Here is a 21490-nt window from a genome sequence, read left to right on the forward strand (position 1 = left end):
CGTTATGCGTCATAACAAAGCGGGCAGGAGACTTGGCAGGAAAACGAGCCATCGCGAAGCGATGTTCCGGAATATGGTCACCTCGCTCTTGAACCATGAAAAGATCACGACAACCGATGCCAAGGCAAAGGAAATACGCTCCGTTGCCGAAAAGATGATCACTCTTGGCAAACGTGGCGATCTGCATGCCCAGCGGCAGGCTGCATCATATATCCGTGAAAAGTCCGTCGTGACGAAGCTGTTTTCGGCTATTGCTCCGCGTTACAAGGACCGCCCCGGTGGCTATACGCGCATCATAAAACTGGGTATTCGCCAGGGAGACACCGCTCCGATCTCTTTGATCGAGCTGGTGGAGGAAGAGATGAAGAGCGCGAAGGCTCCGGCGACTGCTCCGAAGGCGACCAAGGCACCTGCCCGTAAGCCTGCGGCCAAGAAGGCGGCACCTGCCGCTGCTGCCGAAGCTGCAACCGAACCGGCTGCCGTTCAGACCACGATCGTGGAACCGGAAGAGGTGTGCGAAGCCAAGGCTGACTAAGCGTCTGCTGCTCCCGCATGAGATGTTACTAGAAAGAGGCAAGGGTTTTCCCTTGCCTCTTTTGTTTGTCGCGCCAACCAGTTCGGCCCGCGGCATTATCAGGTTAACAGGTCGACCACCAGCCCCTTGATGCCGATGACCTTGGCCGTGATGGCCATATTGTCCCGGTTGTCCGTCAGGATGAGATTGTAGAGTTTGTCCGCCTCCGCGTTGATGACCGTGATGATCTCGAAGGTGCGTGGGTTCTGCGGCGTCCCCCCGATCTTTTCCAGGCGATAGGCCTCATTGGAAATCCTCTTGGCCAGTTGGCTCAGGAGGTCGCGGAAACGTTTGAAGTTGGGCAGGGTCGGCTCATTTGCCAGTTTGTCGCCCACCATTCCTATTTCCTGGCGCAGGTTCTCCACCTCTTGCTCATACGATGTCATATCGAACTGTTGGTTGGTCAACTCGGCTGCGAAGAGCGAACCGGCGCCGGCGCCACTCTTCGCGGTGGGTGAATTCCTGCTCTGTTTCCCGAGCCCCGGTGTTGCCACTGCATCCCTGATCCGCATTCACACCTCTCCTGTCGAACCGCAATTAAACGCCTGCGTTGTTCGGCCCATCAGCGCACCCCCTGGTACGCCTCCGGCGCTTCCCTCCGTGCCGCCTCGCACCCAGTTCACCTGCAACTCGGCGTCCGTCGCGCTTTTCCGCCACCATACCATACTCTCCGCCTCAGAGGCAATTGCGGCAAAAATGCAACAATCACATTTGCATCGTTTGCTGCTTGTGATATGCTTGCAGCCGTTGCCGCGCTTTATACGTCTGGAAACAAGGAGGGCTGAGCATGCTGGATCTATTGGAAAAGACGGTTATGACCGCTATCGGGGCCGCTGCCATCACCCAGAAAAAGGCCGAAGAGCTGGTAAACGAGATGAAAGAAAAATACAAGGTCAGCGAGGACGAGGGGCGGAGTTTTGTTGACCGGGTTCAGGGCATCGCCCAGGAGAGCAAAGACAAGATCAGGGAGATGGCGGAGACCGAGGTCCGTAAGGTGGTGGACAGGCTCGGCCTGGTCTCGCGCGATGAGTATGAACGCCTGGTCGCCAGGGTGCAGGAGTTGGAGGCCCGCAACAACGAATGAACCTAAAGACGACAGTTATTCACCACAAAGGCACAAAGAGCACAAAGAATTAACAGGGGTAGCGGCGAAAATGTCTTCACTCAAATCACTTAACTAACAGAAATTATTATTTGTGTAGCTTTGTGACCTTTGTGTCTTTGTGGTGAACGGACTTTTTCTTGATTGAATAGGCCTGCTTGAAATCCGTGGTGTTAAACCCGGCAGGAGGATGGCGCCGTGCTTCTCGTGGCACGCTGCGCGATAGCCGAAATCTGTCGATGGGAATGGCCCATGCTCTCTTTTTTCAAAATTAACCGGAATATCCGCAGCATCCGCCGCTACTGGAATATCGCCCGCGTCCTCTCCGCCTATGGCTTCGACCACGCCCTGGAGGCGATCGGTTTGAGCGATATCGCGGCCCGGGGCAGGCGGTTTTTGCGTCATGACGCCGTGGATATCGCCCGTCTCTCGGCCGCCGAACGGATGCGCCTGGCCCTGGAGGAGTTGGGGCCGACTTTCGTCAAGCTGGGGCAACTGCTCTCCACCCGGCCCGATATCATTCCCGCCCCCTTTGTGCGGGAGTTCGAAAAGCTCCAGGACCAGGTCCCCAGCTTCTCGTTTGCCGAACTGACGGCCCAGGTCGAGCGCGAACTGCACGGCCCGATACACGACTTCTTTGCCGAGATCGACCCGGAACCGCTGGCGGCGGCGTCCATCGCCCAGGTGCACCGCGCCCGCCTGTTGACGGGGGAACAGGTGGTGGTCAAGGTCCGCCGTCCCGGCGTGGTCGAATTGGTCGAGGCGGATATCGGCGCCCTGATGTCGTTGGCCCAACTGACCGAGCGCCACGTATCCGGCAGCGAAATCTACGACCCGGTGGGGGTGGTGCGAGAATTCGCCCGCACGATCCGCCGGGAGATGGACTTCACCCGCGAGGGGCACACCATCGAGAAGATCCGGGACAATTTCGCCCGGAGCGGGGGGCTGTATTTTCCCCATGTCTATTGGGGGCAGAGCGCGCGGGGGGTGCTGACCCTCGAGTATGTGGACGGGATCAAGGTCTCGGACCTGGACCGGCTGGAACGGGGCGGGCTCGACCGGAGGATTATCGCCCAACGGGGCGCCGACGCCTTCCTGGAGATGGTGCTCAAACACGGCTTTTTCCATGGGGACCCCCATCCCGGCAACGTCATGATCCTGCCGGGCAACATCATCTGCCTGCTGGACTACGGCATTGTGGGGCGGTTGGATGAAGAGCTCCGAACCTTCCTGAGCGATATCCTGCTGGCGATCGTCAACCGGGATATGGATCAGGTCGTCTCCCTGCTGCTTTTTGCCGGCGATATCTCCGATAGTCTCGACGTGCGCGCCCTGAAACGGGACCTTTCGAACTTCATCGACAGCTACTACGAGATCCCGCTCAAAGAGATCGAGGTCGGGCGGATGCTGATGGAGTTCATCGAGATCATCACCCTGTACAGCATCCGCATCCAGCCCGACCTGATGCTTTTGGCAAAATCGCTGATCATCATCGAGGGGATGGGGCGCTCCCTGGACCCGGCCTTCAATATGGTGGAGCACCTGCGTCCCTTCATGGAGAAGGCCATCCGTCGGCGCATGTCGCCCCGGCGCGTCGCCCACGACATCAACGCCGTTGTGGCGTCGTATCTCAGCCTGGCCCGCAACCTCCCCCGTGATCTCAAGGAACTCATCAACCGGGTCAATCGCAACAAGTTCAAGATCGACCTGGAACACCGGGGGCTGGACAAGTTTACCGCCGATTTCGACCGTTCCATCAACCGCCTCTCTTCCAGCCTCATCCTGGCGGCCCTGATCATCGGCTCGTCGATCATCATGCAGATCGAGCGGGGACCGCAACTGTTCGGCCTGCCGGCACTGGCCTTCCTGGGGTACACGGCGGCCGGGTTGATCGGGCTCTGGTGGGTCTACGGCATCATCCGTTCGGGCAGGTTGTAACAGGCCGCGCGCGGAAGAAACAAACCATGCGCAGACATGGACCCCAAGGTGGAATCGTCTGGAATGGAATCCCAAAAACTGACAACCTATGAACGGCGAAAACGGATACGCGAGGCGGTGGTCATCGTCCTGGCGATCATCCTGATCATCTTCCTCACCAGGACGGAGATGCACCTGACCCAGTTGAGCGCCGACGCGCCCATGGGGAGCAACATCGCCATCTTCGGCGTCATCAACGTCGTCGTCATGCTGGTGATCCTGCTGGTGTACCTGGTCTGCCGCAACGTGGTGAAGCTCTTTGTGGAGAGCCGCACCAACCCTTTTGCCAAGCGGTTGCGCACCAAACTGGTGCTTTCGTTCGTCGGCCTGTCCCTGATCCCCACCATGCTGCTCTTCTTCGCCGCCGCCGGGTTCATCAACAATACGGTCCACAACTGGTTCAACGCCCAGGTGGAAACCTCCCTCAGCGAATCCCTGGAGGTCGCCCAGACCTACTACAAAAACTCCGCCTCCAACTCGCTCTATTACGGCCGTCAGATCAGTTCCTTCATCAAGTCCCAGAAGCTGCTCAACGAGGCCAACCTGCCCCGGCTCAAGGAACTGATCCGGCAGAAGCAGGAGGAGTACAACCTGGGGGTGGTGGAGGTCTATTCGGCCCAGCGGGAGGAACTGGTCCGCTCCTCCAATCCCAATGTGCCCCTGAGCGAATTCACCAACCCCGCCTCCGAAGATATCAAACGCGGCCTGGTGGGGGAGGAGTTGACGCGTATCAACCAGGCCGGCAAGGCCGACCTGATCCGGGGCATCGTTCCGGTCTACTCCACCTGGAACCAGAAGGACGTGGTGGGGGTCGTGGTGGTCAACTACTACGTCCCCTATTCGCTGGTCAACAAGATGAAGGAGATCACCGGCTCCTATCACGAGTTCCGCCAGCTCAAGATCATGAAGAACCCGATCCGGACCGGCTATATCGCCACCCTGTTCCTCATTACCGCGGTCATCGTGTTCTTCGCCTACTGGATGGGGGTCTACCTGGCCAGCAGCATGACCAAGCCGCTACAGGACCTGGTGGACGCCACGCGCGCCGTGGCGGACGGCAATCTGGACATCCACATCGAGTCCTATTCGGCCGACGAGATCGGCATGCTCATTCAGTCCTTCAACCGCATGACCGAGGATCTGCGCGGCAAGCAGCGGGCGCTCAACACCTCCAACCAGGAGTTGTCCCGCATCAACCAGGAGATCGAAGAGCGCCGGCAGTACATGGAGATCGTGCTGCGCAACGTGGCGGCCGGGGTGATCTCGGTCGACAAGGCCGGCGTGGTGACCACCATCAACAAGTCCGCCGAGCGCCTCCTGAACATCAACACCGGCAAGGTGCTGGGGCGGAATTTCCGGGACGTGCTGCGGGAAAAACATCTGGAGATCGTCAAGGAGGTGGTGCGGGACCTGGCGCTCTCGAAGCAGGATACCGTCAGTCGGCAGATCTTTCTGGATATCCAGGGCTCCCGTCTGGCCCTGCACCTGCACCTCACCATGCTGCGGGACGAGGCGGGGGTCATCCTGGGGACGGTGCTGGTGCTGGACGACATGACCCAGATGATGAAGGTCCAGCGCATGGCGGCCTGGCGCGAGGTGGCCCGGCGCATCGCCCATGAGATCAAGAACCCCCTGACCCCGATCCAGCTCTCGGCCCAGCGCCTGCGCAAGCGCTATCTGTCCCGGTTCAGCGGCGATGAGACGGTCTTCGACGAATGCACCGAAATGATCATCAAATCCGTGGATGAGCTGAAGAACCTGGTCAACGAGTTCTCCAATTTCGCCCGCATGCCGGCGATCCAGCCGGAGCCCAACGATCTCAATGCCCTGATCCGCGAGACCCTGACCCTCTACCAGGAGGCCCACCGGGGCGTGGCGTTCCAATTCGAGCCGGACGGGCATCTGCCCCTGCTCAAGATCGACCGGGACCAGATCAAACGGGTGATCATCAACCTGCTGGAGAACGCCGTGGCGGCCATGAAAGAGCAGGGCGCGGTCAGGATCAGCAGCAGCTATGATGCCGAATTGAAGATGGCGTCATTCGCCGTTGCCGACACCGGCCCCGGCATCGCGCCCGAGGACAAACCGCGTCTGTTCGAACCCTATTTTTCCACCAAAAAGTCGGGTACCGGGCTCGGGCTGGCCATTGTCAGCAGTGTCGTCACCGATCACAGCGGCTTCGTGCGGATCAAGGACAACCAGCCGCGGGGCGCCTGCTTTGTCGTGGAACTGCCGGCGGCATAAACGGAGTACCGCCGCGGCAGGATCAATACCTTACTGAATGTCGAGGAGTAATGCATGTCGAAAACAATTCTCGTTGTCGATGATGAAAAGGATATCAGAATATCCCTGACCGGTATCCTGGAGGACGAGGGGTATACGGTGCTTACGGCGGAGAGCGGCGTCGAGGCCCTGGAGTGCGCCCAGCAGGAGTTGCCCGACCTGGTGCTCCTGGATATCTGGATGCCGGGCATGGATGGCCTGGAGACGCTGGAGCGGCTCAAGGCCCTCTTCCCCCAGATCACGGTGATCATGATCTCGGGACACGGCACCATCGAAACGGCGGTCCGCGCCACCAAGCTCGGCGCGTTCGATTTCATCGAGAAGCCGCTGTCCCTGGACAAGGTGCTCATCAGCGTGGTGAACGCCCTGCGCATGAAGGATCTGAGCGTGGAGAACGAAGAACTCAAGCGGGTGGTGGCCAACGAGTACGAGATGATCGGTTCCGCCCCGGTAATGGCCCGGCTGCGCGAACAGATCGTGCGTGTCGCCCCCACGACCGCCTCGGTGCTGGTGACCGGGGAGAACGGCACCGGCAAGGAGTTGGCGGCGCGCTCGATCCATTACTACAGCCCGCGTCGCGACCGGCCCTTTGTCGCCATCAATTGCGCCGCCATACCGGAAGAGTTGATCGAGAGCGAACTGTTCGGCCATGAAAAGGGCGCCTTCACCGGCGCAACCGCCCAGAAGAAGGGCAAATTCGACCTGGCCGACGGCGGTACGCTGTTTCTGGACGAGATCGGCGACATGTCGCTCAGGACCCAGGCAAAAGTGCTGCGGATCATCCAGGAACGCTGTTTCGAACGGGTGGGGGGCACCCGGCTGGTGACGGTGGATGTGCGGATCATTGCCGCCACCAACAAGGCGCTGGACGAGGAGATCAGCCGGGGCAGGTTCCGGGAGGATCTCTATTACCGTCTGAATGTGGTGCCGTTCCGGGTCCCCGCCTTACGGGAGCGGCGTGAGGATATCCCGTTGCTCGTGCAGTACTTTGTCGCCCAGTTCTATCGGCGGGAGGGACGCGAGCCCAAGGCTTTCCAGCCCGAGGCCCTGGCACTGCTCGCCCGGTACGACTGGCCCGGCAATGTGCGGGAGTTGAAGAATATCGTGGAGCGCATCCTGATCATGACCCCGGGCCGGGCCATTACCGGAGCCGATGTCCCCGAACTGCGCGGAGCCCAACCCCTGCCCGACGTTCCCGACCACCGGCCGGACGGAGGGCAGCCCGTGGCGACCCTGCGGGAGGCCCGGGAGGGATTCGAGCGGGAGTTTATCATTCACCGGCTGGAGGAAAACGACTGGAACATCTCCCGCACCGCCGAGGTCATCGAACTGGAACGGAGCAACCTGCACCGGAAGATCAAGAGCTACGGGATCGACGTCAGGAAATAGTTTCGGAACACGACACGGACATACCGCGCCAGAGCCCATCACAGCTCTGGCGCTGCTGTTTTGGGGGAAGTCGGTGCGGGCTGCGGAGCCCAGGCGAGCAGACACAGGGCCGCCAGGCACGCCAGGCCGGCCCCGAAGCCGAACGCCGCCTGGGGCGAGATCTTTTGCCAGATCATGCCGAACAGGAGGCTGGCCGGCAGGGCGCCGACCCCCACGGCACAGTTGTACCACCCGAAGGCGTTTCCCCGTTCCTCCGGTTTCGCCAGATCGGTCAGATAGGCCCTCTCCACCCCTTCGGTCATGCCGTAGAACAACCCATACCAGGCAAACAGGAGCCAGATGTGCCACTCCGACGCAGCCATGGCAAAACCGGCATAGGCTATCGTATAGACCGCCCAGCCGGCGACGATCACCCCGCGCCTGCCGATCCGGTCGGACAGGGTGCCGAAGGGCATGGCCGAGCACATCTTGACGACGTGGAAGAAGGTCCACAGGAGCGGTATGCGGGCCGGCGTCACGCCCAACTGCCCCGCCCGCAGGAGCAGGAAGACATCGGAGGAGTTGCCCAGGGTAAAGAGCAGCAGGATCAGCAGGTAGCCCCTGATGCGCCGGGGCGGAGCCATCCTTACCGGTGAAAGGCTTCCGGCGGAGACGGGGTGGGGCATGTCCCGCACCGTGAAGACGATCAGGGCCACGGCCAGGATGCCGGGAATGGCGGCCAGCCAGAAGACCGTGCGCAGGTCGCTGACGAACCACGCCATGAGGGCGGTTGCCAGCAGGGGGCCGACAATGGCGCCAGCGTGGTCGAGGGAGCGGTGAAAGCCGAAGGCCTTGCCGCGCATGGCGGCGTCGGTGGAGTCGGCGATCAACGCATCCCGGGGGGAGGTGCGGATACCCTTGCCGACCCGGTCGGAAAAGCGTACGGCGAGAACGGCAAGGGGGGAGCCGGCCAGGGCGATCAGGGGGCGCGACAGGGACGACAGGGCGTAGCCGGCCAGCACGAGCCCCTTGCGCCCCCGGATACGGTCGCAGGCGATGCCCGACACCAGTTTCAAAAACGCCGCCGTGGATTCCGCGATCCCCTCGATCATCCCCAGAAAGGCCGGCCCGGCGCCCAACACCCCGGTGATGAACAGGGGGAGCAGGGGATAGATCATCTCGCTGGAGACATCGGTCAGGAAACTGACCAGGCCGAGCATGAGGACATTGGCGCTGATACCGCTGAACATGAAAGGCCCCCGATGGGTTCTGGCGTGGGCTTGAATCGTCCCCCCTCCCTTGCCGGGAGGGGACTGCCCAAACGTTTGCCACGCCGCTTCTGTTTGGATGGTAGCGCTTTAACGCTCTTGATTCAATACGGAAACCGGTCCGGCTTCCGCCCGGAAACAGGGCATGCTGCCTGAACAAACGGCAGTTTCGGGACCGTTTCGCATCACTATCGGCCGGCGTTGTGGTCAAACTCAATTATACCTGATGGTTACGGTAGTGCTGCCCGCTGGCACGCCCTGTGAATCTGTTTCGAGAGGACCACATTCGGACCAGAACGGAAGTTGCGGGGAGGCGGCATGAACGGGACAGAAGAACAGGCCACGATGATGGCGTTTGACGAGGCGGCGGAAGAACTTGCCACTACCGGCCTCAGGCTGCTGATGCTGCTGCGGGAGGGAACCCTGGAAGGGGTCGAGCAGGAAGACGGCTCCTGGCTGATCGCCAGGGCGTCCCTGGAACGCCTCAAGGAGCGGGGAGGGGTGCCGCCGGTCAAGCAGAAGGGGTGCGCCTCGTCGTGCACCGCATCCGGTTGCGCCTCCTGCTCGTGACGAAGGAGGGCGGCTAGGTGTGGCGTTCCCGAGCCGTTTCCAGAAGACAGGAGTACACCTCTTCACGCGTGACGAAGAAGCGCGGCATCTCGTTGAGGATATCCTCCAGGAGATGCAGCACCTGGCCGTCACTGCTCCCCAGGGCATCCATGACCGCCTCCATCATGGGGAGGATATCGTAGAGGTCGTCCCGGTTGAAGGGGGTCGGATCCGGTATGCCGCTGAACTTCGGCTCCTCGCGGTTTTGCAGGTCCTTCGGATATTTGAACTTCAGGTCGGACGCCTTGACGACGATGCCCATTCCTTGTCACTCCTTTGCAGTCACGTTTTGAAATTACAACACCACCACCAGAACGATGCCGCCGGCCACAACCGCCAGATTGCACACGGCCGAGATGCCGTGCAGTTTTGCAAACTCCCGCCGGAGCGGATGTTCCTTGGGAGTTGTGTCGAAGGACGGTATCTGCCGTTTGAGGGCAGCGGCCCGCGGTTCGATGGAAAAGGCCTGCACCGAGGTAAGGGCCAGCATGACGACCAGCAGACAGGCCGGCACGAGCGCGTTGTTGCGCATGACGAGCCGGCAGGCGAGGGCGATGGCGCCGCAGGCCAGGCCCCAGCGGAAATACCCCGGAAAGAGTATGCCGACGATCTGGCCCGCCTGGTCCCGGGAGAGGGCCTTGAAGAGCATCGGCGTCAGGATGAAGGTGAACAGGGCGATTCCGCCGGTCCAGAAGGTGAGCGACAGGCGGTAGAGTATGGCTGCGATCTGCATGGCAACTCCTTCGGCGTGATGCCGGTTTTGATTCGCGATCCGGTGCAACGATACACCAAGTAGGGGGAGGATGTAAATTAATCGTGGGAAAAAGGCTCGGAATGATGTAGAACTAGGCCAAACTCACGCTTACGGGATGCCAAGGCATGAAACTACGCTCAAAACTGCTGTTGTCCCTTCTTGTCGTCGGCATCGTCCTGTGCCTGGCCTTGATCTTCGCCGGCCGTTGGTCTTCGCCCGGCAGGCATTCCGACGCCGCCTACGTGGCGCTTCTGAACGAGGCCTATGCCGCGGTGGTCCAAAACTACGTGGAAAAGCCCGATACCAAGAAGCTCGTCCAGAGCATGGTGGACGGCATGCTGTCCGCTCTCGATCCCCACAGCGCCTATCTGCCCCCGGAACCGTACCATGAGATGGAGGTCCAGATGGCGGGGAGCTTCGGCGGTATCGGGCTGGAATTGGGCACGAAGGACGGCAGGCTGACCGTCATCGCCCCGATCGAGGACACCCCCGCCTTCCGGGCCGGCATCCAGGGGAACGACCACATCTACAAGATCGACGGCACCCCCACGGAACGGATGAATATCTCGGCGGCCGTCAAGCGCATGCGCGGCGAACCGGGGACGCCGGTCGTGCTGACCATCCTGCGCGGGGATTCCCCCCAGCCCCGGACCTTCCGGCTGATCCGCGCCGTCATCAGGGTCAAGAGCCTCAAATCGCGGCTGCTGGAGCCGGGGTACGGCCTGATACGGATCACCCAGTTCCAGGAGCGTACCGGCGATGAATTCAGCCAGGCGCTGCAGGGGCTCCGCGCCGCTTCCGGCGGCAAGCTCAAGGGACTGGTCATCGATCTGCGCTACAACCCGGGCGGTCTTTTGGAGTCTTCGGTGCAGGTGGTCAATAACTTTATCGGCGACGATGCCGCGAAGACGCTGATCGTGTCCATCAGGGGGCGTTCGCCGGACGCCACCCAGAATTTTCACGCCTCCCTGGGCCCCAAGGAACCCCGCTATCCGATCGTCGTGCTGATCAACGGCGGCAGCGCCAGCGCTTCCGAGATCGTGGCCGGCGCGCTCCAGGATCACCACCGGGCCATCATCATGGGGAAACAGAGCTTTGGCAAAGGGTCGGTGCAGAGCATCTTCCCGCTGCGGGACAAGGGGGCGCTCAAGCTGACCACGGCGCGGTACTATACCCCCAGCGGCCGCTCCATCCAGGCAAAGGGGATCACGCCGGATATCGAGGTCGGCACCACAGGGCCGATGGCCGACAAGGATGCCGGCAAGGGAACGGAGCTCAGGGAAAAGGATCTGGAAAACAGGTTGGAACCGAGTGGCGAGGAACGGGACGCGGAAGGGGAGACGGCAATTCCCCGTGGAGCGAAGAAGGGAGCTGCCGATACGGCCACGGCCAGGGATTACCAGTTGAACCGCGCACTGGAGCTCCTGCGCTCCCTGGATTTGATGCGGGAAAAGGGCGTTACCGCGATGCCGTGACGGTTGCCCGGGAAGCGGGGCTCACGAAAAGCCCCGGTTGCGGAATATCCGCATCAACAGCACCCCCAGTATGGAGAGGCAGAGCCCGGCGCAGAGAAACAGATACCCGATGGCGCGCCCCTCGCCCCATCCCCACAGGTCGCGCCCCTTCATCAGCATGATCAGCGCGACGCCGGCGAAGGTGCCGATACCGCCGATGATATATACCACAAAGGCCACTATGGCCAAACCGATCCCGCGTGAACCCGCCATGCACCGTTCCTCCCTTGTGCTTCTTCGTCTGTTGGGGCACGGGGGCTCAGAGCCCCCCCAGCTCCCGGAGTTTTGCGCCCATATCCGTTTCGCGCATCAGCGACTCGCCCACCAGAAAGGCGCGTGCGCCGTCGGCGGTGAGGCGCTCGATGTCCGAGCGTGAGTTGATGCCGCTCTCGGCCACCAGCAGCCGGTCGGGGGGGAGCATGCGGGCCAGGCGGGCCGTTGTACCCAGGTCGATGGCAAAGGTGCGCAGGTTGCGGTTGTTGACGCCGATGAGGGAACAATCGGTGCGGAGCGCCGCTTCCATCTCCGCCTCGTCGTGGACCTCCAGCAGCACATCCAGATACAGCTCCTTCGCTATGGCGTGGAACTCCTGCAACTGCCCCAGGTCGAGGGATGCGGCGATCAGGAGGATGGCATCGGCCCCGGCGGCGCGGGCCTCGTAGATCTGGTACGGATCGACGATGAAGTCCTTGCGCAGGAGCGGCAGGCTGACCGTCTCGCGGATCAGGGCCAGCAGGCGCAGGTGCCCCATGAAGAACTGCTCGTCGGTCAGCACCGACAGGCAGGTGGCGCCGTTTGCCTGGTACGCCTCCGCGATTTCCAGGGGGTCGAACGCCTCCCGGATGAGCCCCTTGCTGGGGGAGCCCTTCTTCACCTCGGCGATGATGGCGGTCCAGTTCGAGGCCACAGCACTCCGCAGGGCCCGCTCGAAGCCGCGCGGCGTATCCTCCAGGTCGGCGATGCGGGCCTGGAGTTCGGCCAGCGGTGTGGCCACCCGGGCCGCCGCCACCTCTTCCCGCTTGTGTCCGTTGATCTTTTTCAGCACATCGGCTGTATCCTTATTCATGCGCGGCTCTCTGTCTCTTTCCCTGGTTTGTCTGCCGGCGTCCGGGACGGCGCGGGGTAAAAAAGTCATTCTCCCTGGTTCGTCAACAGCACCAGTTTCTCGAGCTGTCCCATGGCGCGGCCCGAATCGATGGCCTCGGCGGCCAGGGCGAGCCCCTCGGCCGGTGCGGCGGCCTTGCCTGCCGCCATAAGGGCATAGGCGGCGTTCAACAGGACGATATCCCGCCGGGCCCCTTTTTCCCCTGCCAGGACCGAACGCACGATGGCGGCGTTGGCGGTGGCGTCCCCCCCCCTGAGGATATCCATGGAGCAGCGGGTAAGTCCCACCTGCTCCGGGGTAACCGTCATCAGCCGCACCCCCGCCGGAGTGACCTCGCCCACCAGGGTCTCGCCGGTCAGGGTCATCTCGTCCATGCCGTCGCTGCCGAATACCACGAAGCCGTGCTTGCAGCCCAGGCGGTGCAGGACCCCGGCCAGTTTTTCCACCAGGTCGGCCCGGTAGACCCCCATGACCTGGCAATCGGCCCCCGCCGGATTGGTGAGGGGCCCCAGAATGTTGAAGATGGTGCGGATGCCGATCTCGCGGCGCGGACCGATGGCGTACTTCATGGCGCCGTGCAGGGCCGGGGCGAACAGGAAACCGATGCCGATATCGGCGATGCATTTCTCCACGGTTTCCGGGGTGACGTCCAGGTTGATGCCCAGTTTTTCAAGCACGTCGGCGCTGCCGCAGGCCGAGGACACCGAACGGTTGCCGTGCTTGGCCACCCTGACGCCGCAGGCCGAGACCACGAACGATACGGTGGTGGATATGTTGAAGGTGTTGGTGCCGTCACCGCCGGTGCCCACCACGTCCAGGATGGTCTCCCGGTCGATGTTGATGTCGTCCCGGTCGATCCCCAACACATTGCGGCCCACCCGGATCGGTGTGGCCCGTTCGCGCATGACCCGGGCGGCGCCGGCGATCTCCTCCACCGTCTCGCCCTTCATGCGCAGGGCGGTGATAAACGAGCCGATCTGGGCCTGGGTGCACTCGCCCGACATGATCTGGTTCATCACCTCGATCATCTCACCCTCGGAGAGGTCCTGCCTCTCGACGATCTTTGCTATGGCTTTTCTGATCATGGTCTTACTCTTCTCCTCCGTTCCGCCGATGGGAGAACGGTTGTGATGACAATAAAAAATGGGGATGTAGAATCATCCCCATCGTCGTGATATGTGATTACGGCGGTACGAAGGCTAGCGGCCTTCCTTGATCTTGAGGATGGCTTCCCTGATCATGGCCTCGGCCAGATCCGGCACGATTTCCCACACAATCCGCTCGATCACCTCTTTCGAAGCGCCGGTAATGGCGGCTCTGAGCTGCTCTTCGCTTATGGCGGCGGCTTGGGGGAGGGGGGCCGGCGCACTCGCTTCGACAACAGCGGCAGGGGGGGGAACTTCGAAAGATGCATGGACCGGCGCGGCAGTGGGGGCCGGTTCGAAGGGGAGGGGCTGTGGGACGGTCTCCCCGAAGGATATCTCGCCAAAGGCGGCCTCATGTGCCGGAGGCTCAGGCTCGGAAAAGGAGGTGGCTTCCGAGTGGAACTCGAAGGTCTGCTCCTCGACGGGAATCCATTGGGAACCGGTGCCCGCGGGCGCAGCCGGAGGCTGAATGGCCTCAAACTCGGGCTCTTTGTGGGCTGTGGAGAAAACGTCGGCCTGCTCTTCGACCGTTTCAAACGCCGCCGCTGCGGGAGGGGCGAACGTTGCTGGTGCGGGAGGCTCGAAAACAGGAGCCGGAGGCGGTTCGAATGCCGCCGCCGGTGGTGGTTCGAAAGCAGGCGTCGCGGCAGCGACCGCCGCCGCGGGTTCTGCGGCGGGGGTGAAGGCCCCCCAGATGTCGCCCGGTTTGGCACTCTCCGTGGGCGCAGCTGCAGCCGGAAACGGGGCGGAGGCCGCCAGGGGAGGGGCCTCGAACGCGGGAGCTTCCTGAACCGGTTGGGACAGCGCGGCGGCTGAGACGCGGGATGTCCCCTGGTCATAGAGCGCTTTTACTTTGGCGACGATCTGTTGGGATTCGAAGGGCTTGGCAAGGAAGTCGTCGGCCCCGCAGCTTTGGGCCTTGTTCTCGTCAAACGGTTCAAAGGAGCCGGTCAGGAGCAGGATCGGTTTTGCGGCCAGGGCAGGGGTGGCGCGCACGGCTTCGCAGACCTCGTAGCCGGTCATGCCCGGCATGACCGCATCGATAAGCAGAACGTCGGGGAGGATCTCCCGAGCCTTGTCGAGAGCGTCCTTGCCGTTGTCGACTACCGTGAGGGAATAGTCATCGCCGCCGAAAATGATGCCAATCACTTTCTGGATGGTGATGCTGTCATCGGCAAGGAGAATTTTGATGCCCATCGTTCCCTCCCTTGTGCGCGCGTACGAAGTGTGTGGAAGTGCGAAGAAAGCTACCATACGGCTGTTAAGGTGTCAAGGTTTAAGCAGTTCAATGACTTTGGCGCGATTCGGTGGAACGGTTGTGGCTCGTGACGAGAAAACCGCAACGGAAATGGTGGAGATATCGCTCCGTAACTGGTTGAATAGCCGGATGTCCCGATAATCGAGACGGTTGGTCAGGAGGATGACGAACAGGTCCCGTTGGGGGTCGATCCAGACGGATGAACCGCTGTAGCCGGTATGGCCGAAGGACGTCTCGGAAAAGAAGTCCCCCCGGGGCGCCGAGTAAGGGGAGTCCATGTCCCAGCCGAGGCCGCGCACCACGGCGCCGTTGCTGTAAAAATAGGGGGCCGTCATCTGGCGCACGACCCGCTCGGAGAAGATGCGTTTGCCGTCAAGTTGCCCGCCCCTCAACAGCATGCGGGCAAAACGGGCCAGGTCCTGGGCCGAGCTGAACAGGCCCGCATGCCCCGCCACGCCGCCCAGGCGGCGGGCGACGTCGTCCTGGACGATGCCGGTGAGGTATTCGCGGGCCGAACCGAGGGTCGGCGCGATGGAGGGGAGGCGTTCCGCCGGTGGCAGGAACATGGTGTCGGTCATGGCCAGGGGGCCGTAGAGGTTGTCCCGGCAGTAACGGTCCAGGGAGGCCCCGGTAACGCGTCGCACCAGTTCGCCCAGCAGGATGAAGTTGGTGTCGGCATAGCGAAAGCGGTTGCCCGGCAGCCGCCACTGCTTTTCGGAGGCCGCCATCCGGATGACCTCGTTCAGGGGAGCGCCGCCGGAGATGGCGCTGTCGTCCAGGCCCGAGGTATGGGTCAGCAGGTTGAGGACGGTGATGTCCTCGCGTCCGCTCCCCTCGAATTCAGGGAACCAGCGGGTGAGCGGGTCGGTCAAATTGATGGCCCCTGTTTCCAGCAGCTTCATTACCGCCGGAGCGGTTGCGAATACCTTGGTCAGGGAGGCTATGTCGAACATGGTCCGTTCGGTGAGCGGTGCCGAGTCGGCCGTCGGAAACCGTCCGCCCCGTGCCGACCGGTACAGGATGCCGTCGTGGTTTCCCACCACCACCACGCCTCCGGCGATCAGGCCGCGGGAAATGGCCTGCTCTAGGAGAAAGTCGATGGTGGCGGTCCGACCGGCGTCCATCGGGTCATCGGAGGCGTGCAGCAACGGGGGGCAGGAGATGAGGGAGAGGATTATGAGAAGTGTGCGGAGTATGCGCACGGTGGACCTTTCCATTCTGCGGACGTGAAAAAGCCCCCGTCAGGGGGCTTTTTCAGGGAAATTCTGCCGGTCTTGGCGCATCAGGAACGGTAATCGGCGTTGATGCTCACATACTCGTGGGACAGGTCCGAGGTGTAGACCGTTGCGGCCCCGGCCCCCAGGCCGAGATCGACGCTGACGGTGAATTCCCGCTTCCTGAGCACCTCGGTGCCGAGCGCTTCGGCGTCGCCGCCGGCAAAGACGCCGTTTTTTGCCATGCAGACCGTATCGAAACAGAGGGAAAGGAGCGATTGGTCCACCTCTGCCCCCGAGTAGCCCACAGCGGCAAAGATGCGGCCCCAGTTGGCGTCCTGCCCGAAGAAGGCGGTCTTGACCAGGCTGGAGTTGGCGATGGCCATGGCCGCCCGCTTGGCGTCGGCATCGCTTTTGGCTCCGGTGACCCGGATTTCCACGAATTTGGTGGCGCCTTCTCCATCCTTCACGATCTGTTTGGCCAGGGAGAGCAGCACGTCCCGCAACAGTGCCTCGAACGCCAGGGCTTCGGGTGTTTCTCCTGCAATGGCTTGGTTTCCCGCCATGCCGTTGGCCAGCGCCAGGCAGGTATCGTTCGTGGAGGTGTCGCCGTCCACGGTGATGGCGTTGAAGGATGTCGCCACCGCGCGCCGGAAGCATCTGTCCAGGGTTTGGGCTTCCACCGCGGCGTCGGTGATGATGAAGGAGAGCATGGTCGCCATGTTGGGCATGATCATGCCGGAGCCCTTGGCAATGCCGGCCACCGTGTAGCTGACCCCGCCCGCCTCGCCGCTCCTGGCCTCCATCTTGGGGAAGGTATCGGTGGTCATGATGGCTTCGGCAACGTCATCCAGGGTGCCGGAGGCCAGTCCCTCAACCAGGGCCGGGATTGCCGACCGCATCCTGTCCATGGGGAGTTGTACGCCGATGACCCCGGTGGAAGAAACCTGAACCGCTTCGTCCGGGAGCCCCAGCCCCTCGGCAACCAGGCGCGAGGTCTCCCGGGCCGCCCGCATCCCCTGTTCGCCGGTGCAGGCGTTGGCGTTGCCGCTGTTGACCACCAGAGCCTGAGCCCGGCCGCCTGTGATCCGCTCTGCGGAGAGCAGCACCGGTGCCGCTTTGACGGCATTGGTGGTGAATACCGCCGCCGCCTGGGCCGGCACCTCGGAAAAAATCAGGGCCAGGTCTTTTCTGCCCTGCTTCTTGATGGCCGCTTCGACGGCCGAGAATAGAAAGCCTTTTATGTCCATGACGTAACCTCGAAAAACATCTCGTAGTTTGGAAACCGCACCGGGCCGGGAACGATCCCGCCGGTGCCGGTCATGGGGATGGGCTGCTATTTTCCACAGCACTTCTTGTATTTTTTGCCGCTGCCGCAGGGGCAGGGGTCGTTCCTGCCCGCCACCTTGGCGCTCTTGGCCGGTTCCTGGTGGCGGTCCTCATCGCCCGAGATGTTGAAGACCAGCTTTTGGGTGCGCTGTTCCTCGGCGATCTCCTGGATCTCGTCCTCGTGATTGACCTGAACCCAATAGATGCGTTCCACAACCTCTTCGCGGATGCGGACGATCATCTCCATGAACAGGTTGTAGGCCTCTCTCTTGTATTCCTGCTTGGGGTCCTTCTGGCCGTAGCCGCGCAGGCCGATGCCTTCCTTGAGATGATCGATGTTGAGCAGGTGGTCCTTCCAGTGGTTGTCGATGGCCTGGAGCATCATGACCTTGATCAGGTGATCGGTCAATTCGTCTCCCAATTCGCCGACCTTGGCCTGGAAGATGGCGTGGGCCTGTTCCTTGAGTGTCTCCTGGAAGTTGGCCGGATTCAGGCGGGGCAGCGTTTCCTCGGGCAGATCCAGGTGGAGATTGAAACATTTGAAGACCAGCTCGCCGATGGCCTGCCAATCCCATTCGTTGGCCGGCATCTTTTCGATGCAATAGGTGGCGGCGATATCTTCTATGGTTTCGTCCAGCATATCCAGGAAGCTGTCGCGGATATCCTGGCCCGCCAGAATCTCGCGGCGCTGGGTGTAGATCACCTCGCGCTGCTTGTTCATGACGTCGTCGTACTCGATCAGGTTCTTGCGGATTTCGAAGTTATGGGCCTCCACCTTTTTCTGGGCGTTTTCTATGGACTTGGTGATCATGGTGTGGGTGATGGCCTCGCCCTCCTCGATCTTGAGCAGGTCCATGATCTTGGCCACCCGCTCGGAGCCGAAGATGCGGAGCAGGTCGTCCTGGAGCGAGAGGTAGAATTTGGACGAACCGGGGTCGCCCTGACGCCCGGAACGGCCGCGCAGCTGATTGTCGATACGGCGTGATTCGTGGCGCTCGGTGCCCAGGATGTGCAGGCCCCCCAGCTTGACCACCTCGTCGTGCTCGGCGGCGCACTGGGTCCTGAATTTTTCCAGCTCTGCCGCGTACTGTTCGTCGGTGGCCTCGGGGTTGGCCCGGCGCCATTGTTTTGCCAGGGAGTCCGGATTGCCGCCCAAAAGGATGTCGGTGCCGCGGCCGGCCATGTTGGTGGCGATGGTGATGGTGCTCTTGCGGCCGGCCTGAGCCACGATCTCGGCCTCGCGTTCGTGCTGTTTGGCGTTCAAAACGTTATGGGGGATTCCCTGCCGTTTGAGCAATTCCGAAAGCACCTCGGACTTTTCGATGGAGATGGTGCCCACCAGGCAGGGCTGACCGCTGGCGTAATGCTCCTTGATGTCCTCGATGACCGCCGTGAACTTCTCCATTTCCGTCTTGTAGATCACGTCCGGAAAGTCCGGGCGCAGGAGCGGCCGGTTGGTCGGGATGACCATGACTTCCAGCTTGTAGATCTTGTTGAACTCCTCGGCCTCGGTGTCGGCGGTGCCGGTCATGCCGGAGAGTTTCTTGTACATGCGGAAATAGTTCTGGAAGGTGATGGTGGCCAGGGTCTGGTTCTCGTTTTCGATCTTGACCCCTTCCTTGGCCTCGATGGCCTGGTGCAGGCCGTCGGACCAACGGCGGCCCGGCATGAGGCGCCCGGTGAACTCGTCCACGATCATCACCTCGCCGTCCTTGACCACATAATCCACATCGCGCTTGTACATGGCGTGGGCCCGCAAGGCCTGCTGGACGTGATGCAGCGACTCGATGTTGCGCGGGTCGTACAGGTTGTCGATTTTGAGCAGCTTTTCGACCTTCAGGACGCCCTGCTCGGTGAGGGTGGCGCTCTTGGCCTTCTCGTCGATGGTGAAATCGCCGGTGTACTGTTTGCGCTTGCCCGAGAGGGTGTTGGCCTCGACATCCTTCGCCTCGCCCTGTTGCAACATCGGGATGATGCGGTCGATGATGTAATACTTGTCGGTGGATTCCTCCGTCGGACCGGAGATGATCAGCGGTGTCCTCGCCTCGTCGATCAGGATCGAGTCGACCTCGTCAACGATGGCGTAGTTGAAACCCCGCTGGACGTAGTCATCCAGGTCGAACTTCATGTTGTCCCGCAGGTAATCGAAGCCGAATTCGTTGTTGGTCCCATAGGTGATGTCGGCGGCGTAGTTGTCGCGGCGTTCTTCGTCTTCCAGGCCGTGGACGATCACGCCGACCGTGAGCCCCAGGAAGCCGTACAGTAGGCCCATCCATTCGGCGTCGCGCTTTGCCAGGTAGTCGTTGACGGTGACGACGTGCACGCCCTTGCCGGAGATGGCGTTCAGATAGGCGGGCAGGGTGGCCACCAGGGTCTTTCCCTCGCCGGTCTTCATCTCGGCAATCTTGCCGGAGTGCAGCACCATGCCGCCGATCAGCTGTACGTCGAAATGGCGCATTCCCAGCACCCGCTTGCCCGCCTCGCGGCAGACGGCAAACGCCTCCGGCAGCAAGGCGTCCAGGGATTCCCCCTTGGCGTGGCGCTCCTTGAATTCAGCCGTTTTGCCGCGCAGTTGCTCATCCGAAAGTGTGGCGACGGAGGATTCCATTTCGTTGATTTTGGTAACGATCGGCCAGAGTTTTTTGAGTTCTCGTTCGTTCTTGCTGCCGACGATCTTTTTGATAAGGGACCCAAGCATTACAATCTCCCGCGAAAGTTAGTAACGACAAAATAGCTTTTAAAACTAACATAAGTTGGCATGGCACTTCAATAAAAATAAGGGGCGGCCGGCGGTGAACGGCTCCGGTTACGGCTTGCGGCGAGGGGATCTGCTTTTGACGGTGCGTCTGTCCGGCGGTTGCCTGGCTGATCCTGCTGCCGTGGGGGTGTCGCGTTGTAGGGCAATGATGGTTAATGGTATCGGCAAAAACGACTAATAAAACAGTGGTTATTATATGGGTATACTTTATTTTCATTGCTGTTATTGCACGCAGGTTTGTTTATAACTAACATTAATTATTTGGTAATTTGTGTCACATGCGGTTTTGCGTAAAAATGCGTTGACATTTATAAAACGTTGTATTAGATAATAAATAAATCGGTTGCATTGAATGTTTTAAAACGATAGTTATCATTTGTTGCGGAATGCCGCGGAGATGCTATGGACAGGGCAAGGGGAGCATACTCGGTTCAGTCGGTTCTCAAGGCGTTCGATCTCCTGGAGGCCCTGGCGGCTGAGGGGGCGCGCGTAACCGTTCCCCTGCTGGCTCAAAAGCTCGACTTGAGCAGGAACAAGGTCTTCCGGCTGCTTGCGACGCTCGAGGATAGCGGGTTCATCGAGCGGGATGGCGACGGGGTTTACCGGCTCGGTCTGCATGCCTTCGAGATGGCGCAACACATCCTGAAGAGCGCGAGCCTTATCAGGCTCGCTCATCCGGTGATGGAGGCATTGGCCCGCAAGCACGACGAAGCGGTATACATTACCGTGATGAACAACGATGAGGTCCTTTTTCTCGATATGGTGGACTCGTTCCAGCAGATAAAGGCCATGGACATGGTGGGGCAACGTTTCCCCTTCTTTACCAATGCCGCCGGCAAGGCCATCAAGGCCATGAGCTCTCCCGACATTATCAGGCATATGGGGCGGCGGCGCGTCGGGGGGAACGGGGTGCCCGACCTGAAGCAGCTTGAGAAGGAACTGCATGAAATACGCAAAAACGGCGTGGCCATCGATTTCGGCGGGGTAGGGGATGGCATCTGCGCCGTGGCGGTGGCTATCCGCGACTATGCCGGCAAGGTCGTGGGGGCGCTCACCATGCTGGCCCCCTCGTTCCGCATGCTTCATGAACGTCTTGAACGGGAAATCGTGCCTTCAATGCGTGAAGGCGCAGAGGTTATTTCGATGAAATTCGGCTATGCCAGGATGCCGGCCTTATAGAAACATAATCCATGAAATGTGAAAGGAGGGGCTTGAAGGCGGATACCCGTGAA

The 21490-nt window shown here is 61.3% G+C and carries 19 protein-coding genes; 8 read left to right on the forward strand and 11 right to left on the reverse strand.

Going from position 1 to position 21490, the window contains the following annotated elements:
• Nucleotides 1-4 precede the first annotated feature (4 nt).
• Complete coding sequence (gene rplQ, locus F6V30_RS11150; RefSeq protein WP_149309278.1) at nt 5-535, forward strand: 50S ribosomal protein L17; 531 nt, start codon at nt 5-7, stop codon at nt 533-535.
• 98 nt (nt 536-633) lie between these two features.
• On the opposite strand, the gene F6V30_RS11155 is transcribed toward rplQ, so the two are convergent.
• Entirely contained in the window at nt 634-1086 is a 453-nt protein-coding gene (locus F6V30_RS11155) for a YaaR family protein (protein WP_151157044.1), read from the reverse strand.
• 275 nt (nt 1087-1361) lie between these two features.
• Between F6V30_RS11155 and F6V30_RS11160 the strand changes: the two genes are divergently transcribed.
• The 4 genes from F6V30_RS11160 to F6V30_RS11175 all read left to right on the forward strand — a co-directional run bounded on the left by F6V30_RS11160 (nt 1362) and on the right by F6V30_RS11175 (nt 7325).
• The gene (locus tag F6V30_RS11160; protein ID WP_151157045.1) at nt 1362-1658 is read left to right on the forward strand and encodes a phasin family protein; all 297 of its coding nucleotides are present in this window, start codon (nt 1362-1364) and stop codon (nt 1656-1658) included.
• Between the two features lie 270 nt (nt 1659-1928).
• Nucleotides 1929-3614: an ABC1 kinase family protein gene (locus F6V30_RS11165; protein ID WP_151157046.1), complete on the forward strand. Its 1686-nt coding sequence runs from the start codon at nt 1929-1931 to the stop codon at nt 3612-3614.
• 63 nt (nt 3615-3677) lie between these two features.
• Nucleotides 3678-5897, forward strand: a complete 2220-nt coding sequence (locus F6V30_RS11170) for a sensor histidine kinase (RefSeq protein WP_151157047.1) — start codon at nt 3678-3680, stop codon at nt 5895-5897.
• 54 nt (nt 5898-5951) lie between these two features.
• Entirely contained in the window at nt 5952-7325 is a 1374-nt protein-coding gene (locus F6V30_RS11175) for a sigma-54-dependent transcriptional regulator (RefSeq protein WP_151157048.1), read from the forward strand.
• A 38-nt stretch (nt 7326-7363) separates the two neighbouring features.
• Here the strand turns inward: F6V30_RS11175 and F6V30_RS11180 are convergent, their stop codons facing one another.
• A complete protein-coding gene (locus F6V30_RS11180) occupies nt 7364-8554 on the reverse strand; it encodes an MFS transporter (RefSeq protein ID WP_151157049.1) in 1191 nt (396 codons plus the stop codon).
• A gap of 336 nt (nt 8555-8890) precedes the next feature.
• Between F6V30_RS11180 and F6V30_RS11185 the strand changes: the two genes are divergently transcribed.
• Nucleotides 8891-9142, forward strand: a complete 252-nt coding sequence (locus F6V30_RS11185; RefSeq protein ID WP_151157050.1) for a hypothetical protein — start codon at nt 8891-8893, stop codon at nt 9140-9142.
• Between the two features lie 13 nt (nt 9143-9155).
• Here F6V30_RS11185 and F6V30_RS11190 read toward each other — a convergent pair whose 3' ends face one another.
• Nucleotides 9156-9443: a hypothetical protein gene (locus F6V30_RS11190; protein ID WP_151157051.1), complete on the reverse strand. Its 288-nt coding sequence runs from the start codon at nt 9441-9443 to the stop codon at nt 9156-9158.
• Between the two features lie 33 nt (nt 9444-9476).
• Nucleotides 9477-9914: a DUF4149 domain-containing protein gene (locus F6V30_RS11195; protein ID WP_151157052.1), complete on the reverse strand. Its 438-nt coding sequence runs from the start codon at nt 9912-9914 to the stop codon at nt 9477-9479.
• A 146-nt stretch (nt 9915-10060) separates the two neighbouring features.
• Between F6V30_RS11195 and F6V30_RS11200 the strand changes: the two genes are divergently transcribed.
• On the forward strand, nt 10061-11410 hold the full coding sequence (locus F6V30_RS11200; protein WP_151157053.1) for a S41 family peptidase: 1350 nt from the start codon (nt 10061-10063) through the stop codon (nt 11408-11410).
• 21 nt (nt 11411-11431) lie between these two features.
• Here F6V30_RS11200 and F6V30_RS11205 read toward each other — a convergent pair whose 3' ends face one another.
• The 7 genes from F6V30_RS11205 to secA form a co-directional block, all read right to left on the reverse strand.
• The gene (locus tag F6V30_RS11205) at nt 11432-11662 is read right to left on the reverse strand and encodes a hypothetical protein (protein ID WP_151157054.1); all 231 of its coding nucleotides are present in this window, start codon (nt 11660-11662) and stop codon (nt 11432-11434) included.
• A gap of 46 nt (nt 11663-11708) precedes the next feature.
• The gene (gene trpC, locus F6V30_RS11210) at nt 11709-12515 is read right to left on the reverse strand and encodes an indole-3-glycerol phosphate synthase TrpC (protein WP_151157055.1); all 807 of its coding nucleotides are present in this window, start codon (nt 12513-12515) and stop codon (nt 11709-11711) included.
• 65 nt (nt 12516-12580) lie between these two features.
• A complete protein-coding gene (gene trpD / locus F6V30_RS11215; protein WP_151157056.1) occupies nt 12581-13639 on the reverse strand; it encodes an anthranilate phosphoribosyltransferase in 1059 nt (352 codons plus the stop codon).
• A 114-nt stretch (nt 13640-13753) separates the two neighbouring features.
• Entirely contained in the window at nt 13754-14896 is a 1143-nt protein-coding gene (locus F6V30_RS11220; RefSeq protein WP_151157057.1) for a response regulator, read from the reverse strand.
• Between the two features lie 72 nt (nt 14897-14968).
• On the reverse strand, nt 14969-16159 hold the full coding sequence (locus F6V30_RS11225; RefSeq protein WP_246163462.1) for a serine hydrolase domain-containing protein: 1191 nt from the start codon (nt 16157-16159) through the stop codon (nt 14969-14971).
• 80 nt (nt 16160-16239) lie between these two features.
• The gene (gene argJ, locus F6V30_RS11230; RefSeq protein ID WP_151157059.1) at nt 16240-17421 is read right to left on the reverse strand and encodes a bifunctional glutamate N-acetyltransferase/amino-acid acetyltransferase ArgJ; all 1182 of its coding nucleotides are present in this window, start codon (nt 17419-17421) and stop codon (nt 16240-16242) included.
• Between the two features lie 86 nt (nt 17422-17507).
• Nucleotides 17508-20198 carry a preprotein translocase subunit SecA gene (secA, locus tag F6V30_RS11235; RefSeq protein ID WP_151157060.1) on the reverse strand — a complete coding sequence of 897 codons (2691 nt, stop codon included), beginning with the start codon at nt 20196-20198 and terminating at the stop codon, nt 17508-17510.
• A gap of 462 nt (nt 20199-20660) precedes the next feature.
• On the opposite strand from secA, the gene F6V30_RS11240 reads away from it, so the two are divergent.
• On the forward strand, nt 20661-21437 hold the full coding sequence (locus tag F6V30_RS11240) for an IclR family transcriptional regulator (protein ID WP_151157061.1): 777 nt from the start codon (nt 20661-20663) through the stop codon (nt 21435-21437).
• Nucleotides 21438-21490 lie beyond the last annotated feature (53 nt).

This window comes from Oryzomonas sagensis (assembly GCF_008802355.1).
Lineage (GTDB): Bacteria > Desulfobacterota > Desulfuromonadia > Geobacterales > Pseudopelobacteraceae > Oryzomonas > Oryzomonas sagensis.

Coding starts and splice junctions, on each gene's coding strand:
- rplQ (WP_149309278.1), top strand. CDS start 5: ATGCGTCATAACAAAGCGGGCAGGAGACTTGGCAGGAAAACGAGCCAT.
- F6V30_RS11155 (WP_151157044.1), bottom strand. CDS start 1,086: ATGCGGATCAGGGATGCAGTGGCAACACCGGGGCTCGGGAAACAGAGC.
- F6V30_RS11160 (WP_151157045.1), top strand. CDS start 1,362: ATGCTGGATCTATTGGAAAAGACGGTTATGACCGCTATCGGGGCCGCT.
- F6V30_RS11165 (WP_151157046.1), top strand. CDS start 1,929: ATGCTCTCTTTTTTCAAAATTAACCGGAATATCCGCAGCATCCGCCGC.
- F6V30_RS11170 (WP_151157047.1), top strand. CDS start 3,678: ATGGAATCCCAAAAACTGACAACCTATGAACGGCGAAAACGGATACGC.
- F6V30_RS11175 (WP_151157048.1), top strand. CDS start 5,952: ATGTCGAAAACAATTCTCGTTGTCGATGATGAAAAGGATATCAGAATA.
- F6V30_RS11180 (WP_151157049.1), bottom strand. CDS start 8,554: ATGTTCAGCGGTATCAGCGCCAATGTCCTCATGCTCGGCCTGGTCAGT.
- F6V30_RS11185 (WP_151157050.1), top strand. CDS start 8,891: ATGAACGGGACAGAAGAACAGGCCACGATGATGGCGTTTGACGAGGCG.
- F6V30_RS11190 (WP_151157051.1), bottom strand. CDS start 9,443: ATGGGCATCGTCGTCAAGGCGTCCGACCTGAAGTTCAAATATCCGAAG.
- F6V30_RS11195 (WP_151157052.1), bottom strand. CDS start 9,914: ATGCAGATCGCAGCCATACTCTACCGCCTGTCGCTCACCTTCTGGACC.
- F6V30_RS11200 (WP_151157053.1), top strand. CDS start 10,061: ATGAAACTACGCTCAAAACTGCTGTTGTCCCTTCTTGTCGTCGGCATC.
- F6V30_RS11205 (WP_151157054.1), bottom strand. CDS start 11,662: ATGGCGGGTTCACGCGGGATCGGTTTGGCCATAGTGGCCTTTGTGGTA.
- trpC (WP_151157055.1), bottom strand. CDS start 12,515: ATGAATAAGGATACAGCCGATGTGCTGAAAAAGATCAACGGACACAAG.
- trpD (WP_151157056.1), bottom strand. CDS start 13,639: ATGATCAGAAAAGCCATAGCAAAGATCGTCGAGAGGCAGGACCTCTCC.
- F6V30_RS11220 (WP_151157057.1), bottom strand. CDS start 14,896: ATGGGCATCAAAATTCTCCTTGCCGATGACAGCATCACCATCCAGAAA.
- argJ (WP_151157059.1), bottom strand. CDS start 17,421: ATGGACATAAAAGGCTTTCTATTCTCGGCCGTCGAAGCGGCCATCAAG.
- secA (WP_151157060.1), bottom strand. CDS start 20,198: ATGCTTGGGTCCCTTATCAAAAAGATCGTCGGCAGCAAGAACGAACGA.
- F6V30_RS11240 (WP_151157061.1), top strand. CDS start 20,661: ATGGACAGGGCAAGGGGAGCATACTCGGTTCAGTCGGTTCTCAAGGCG.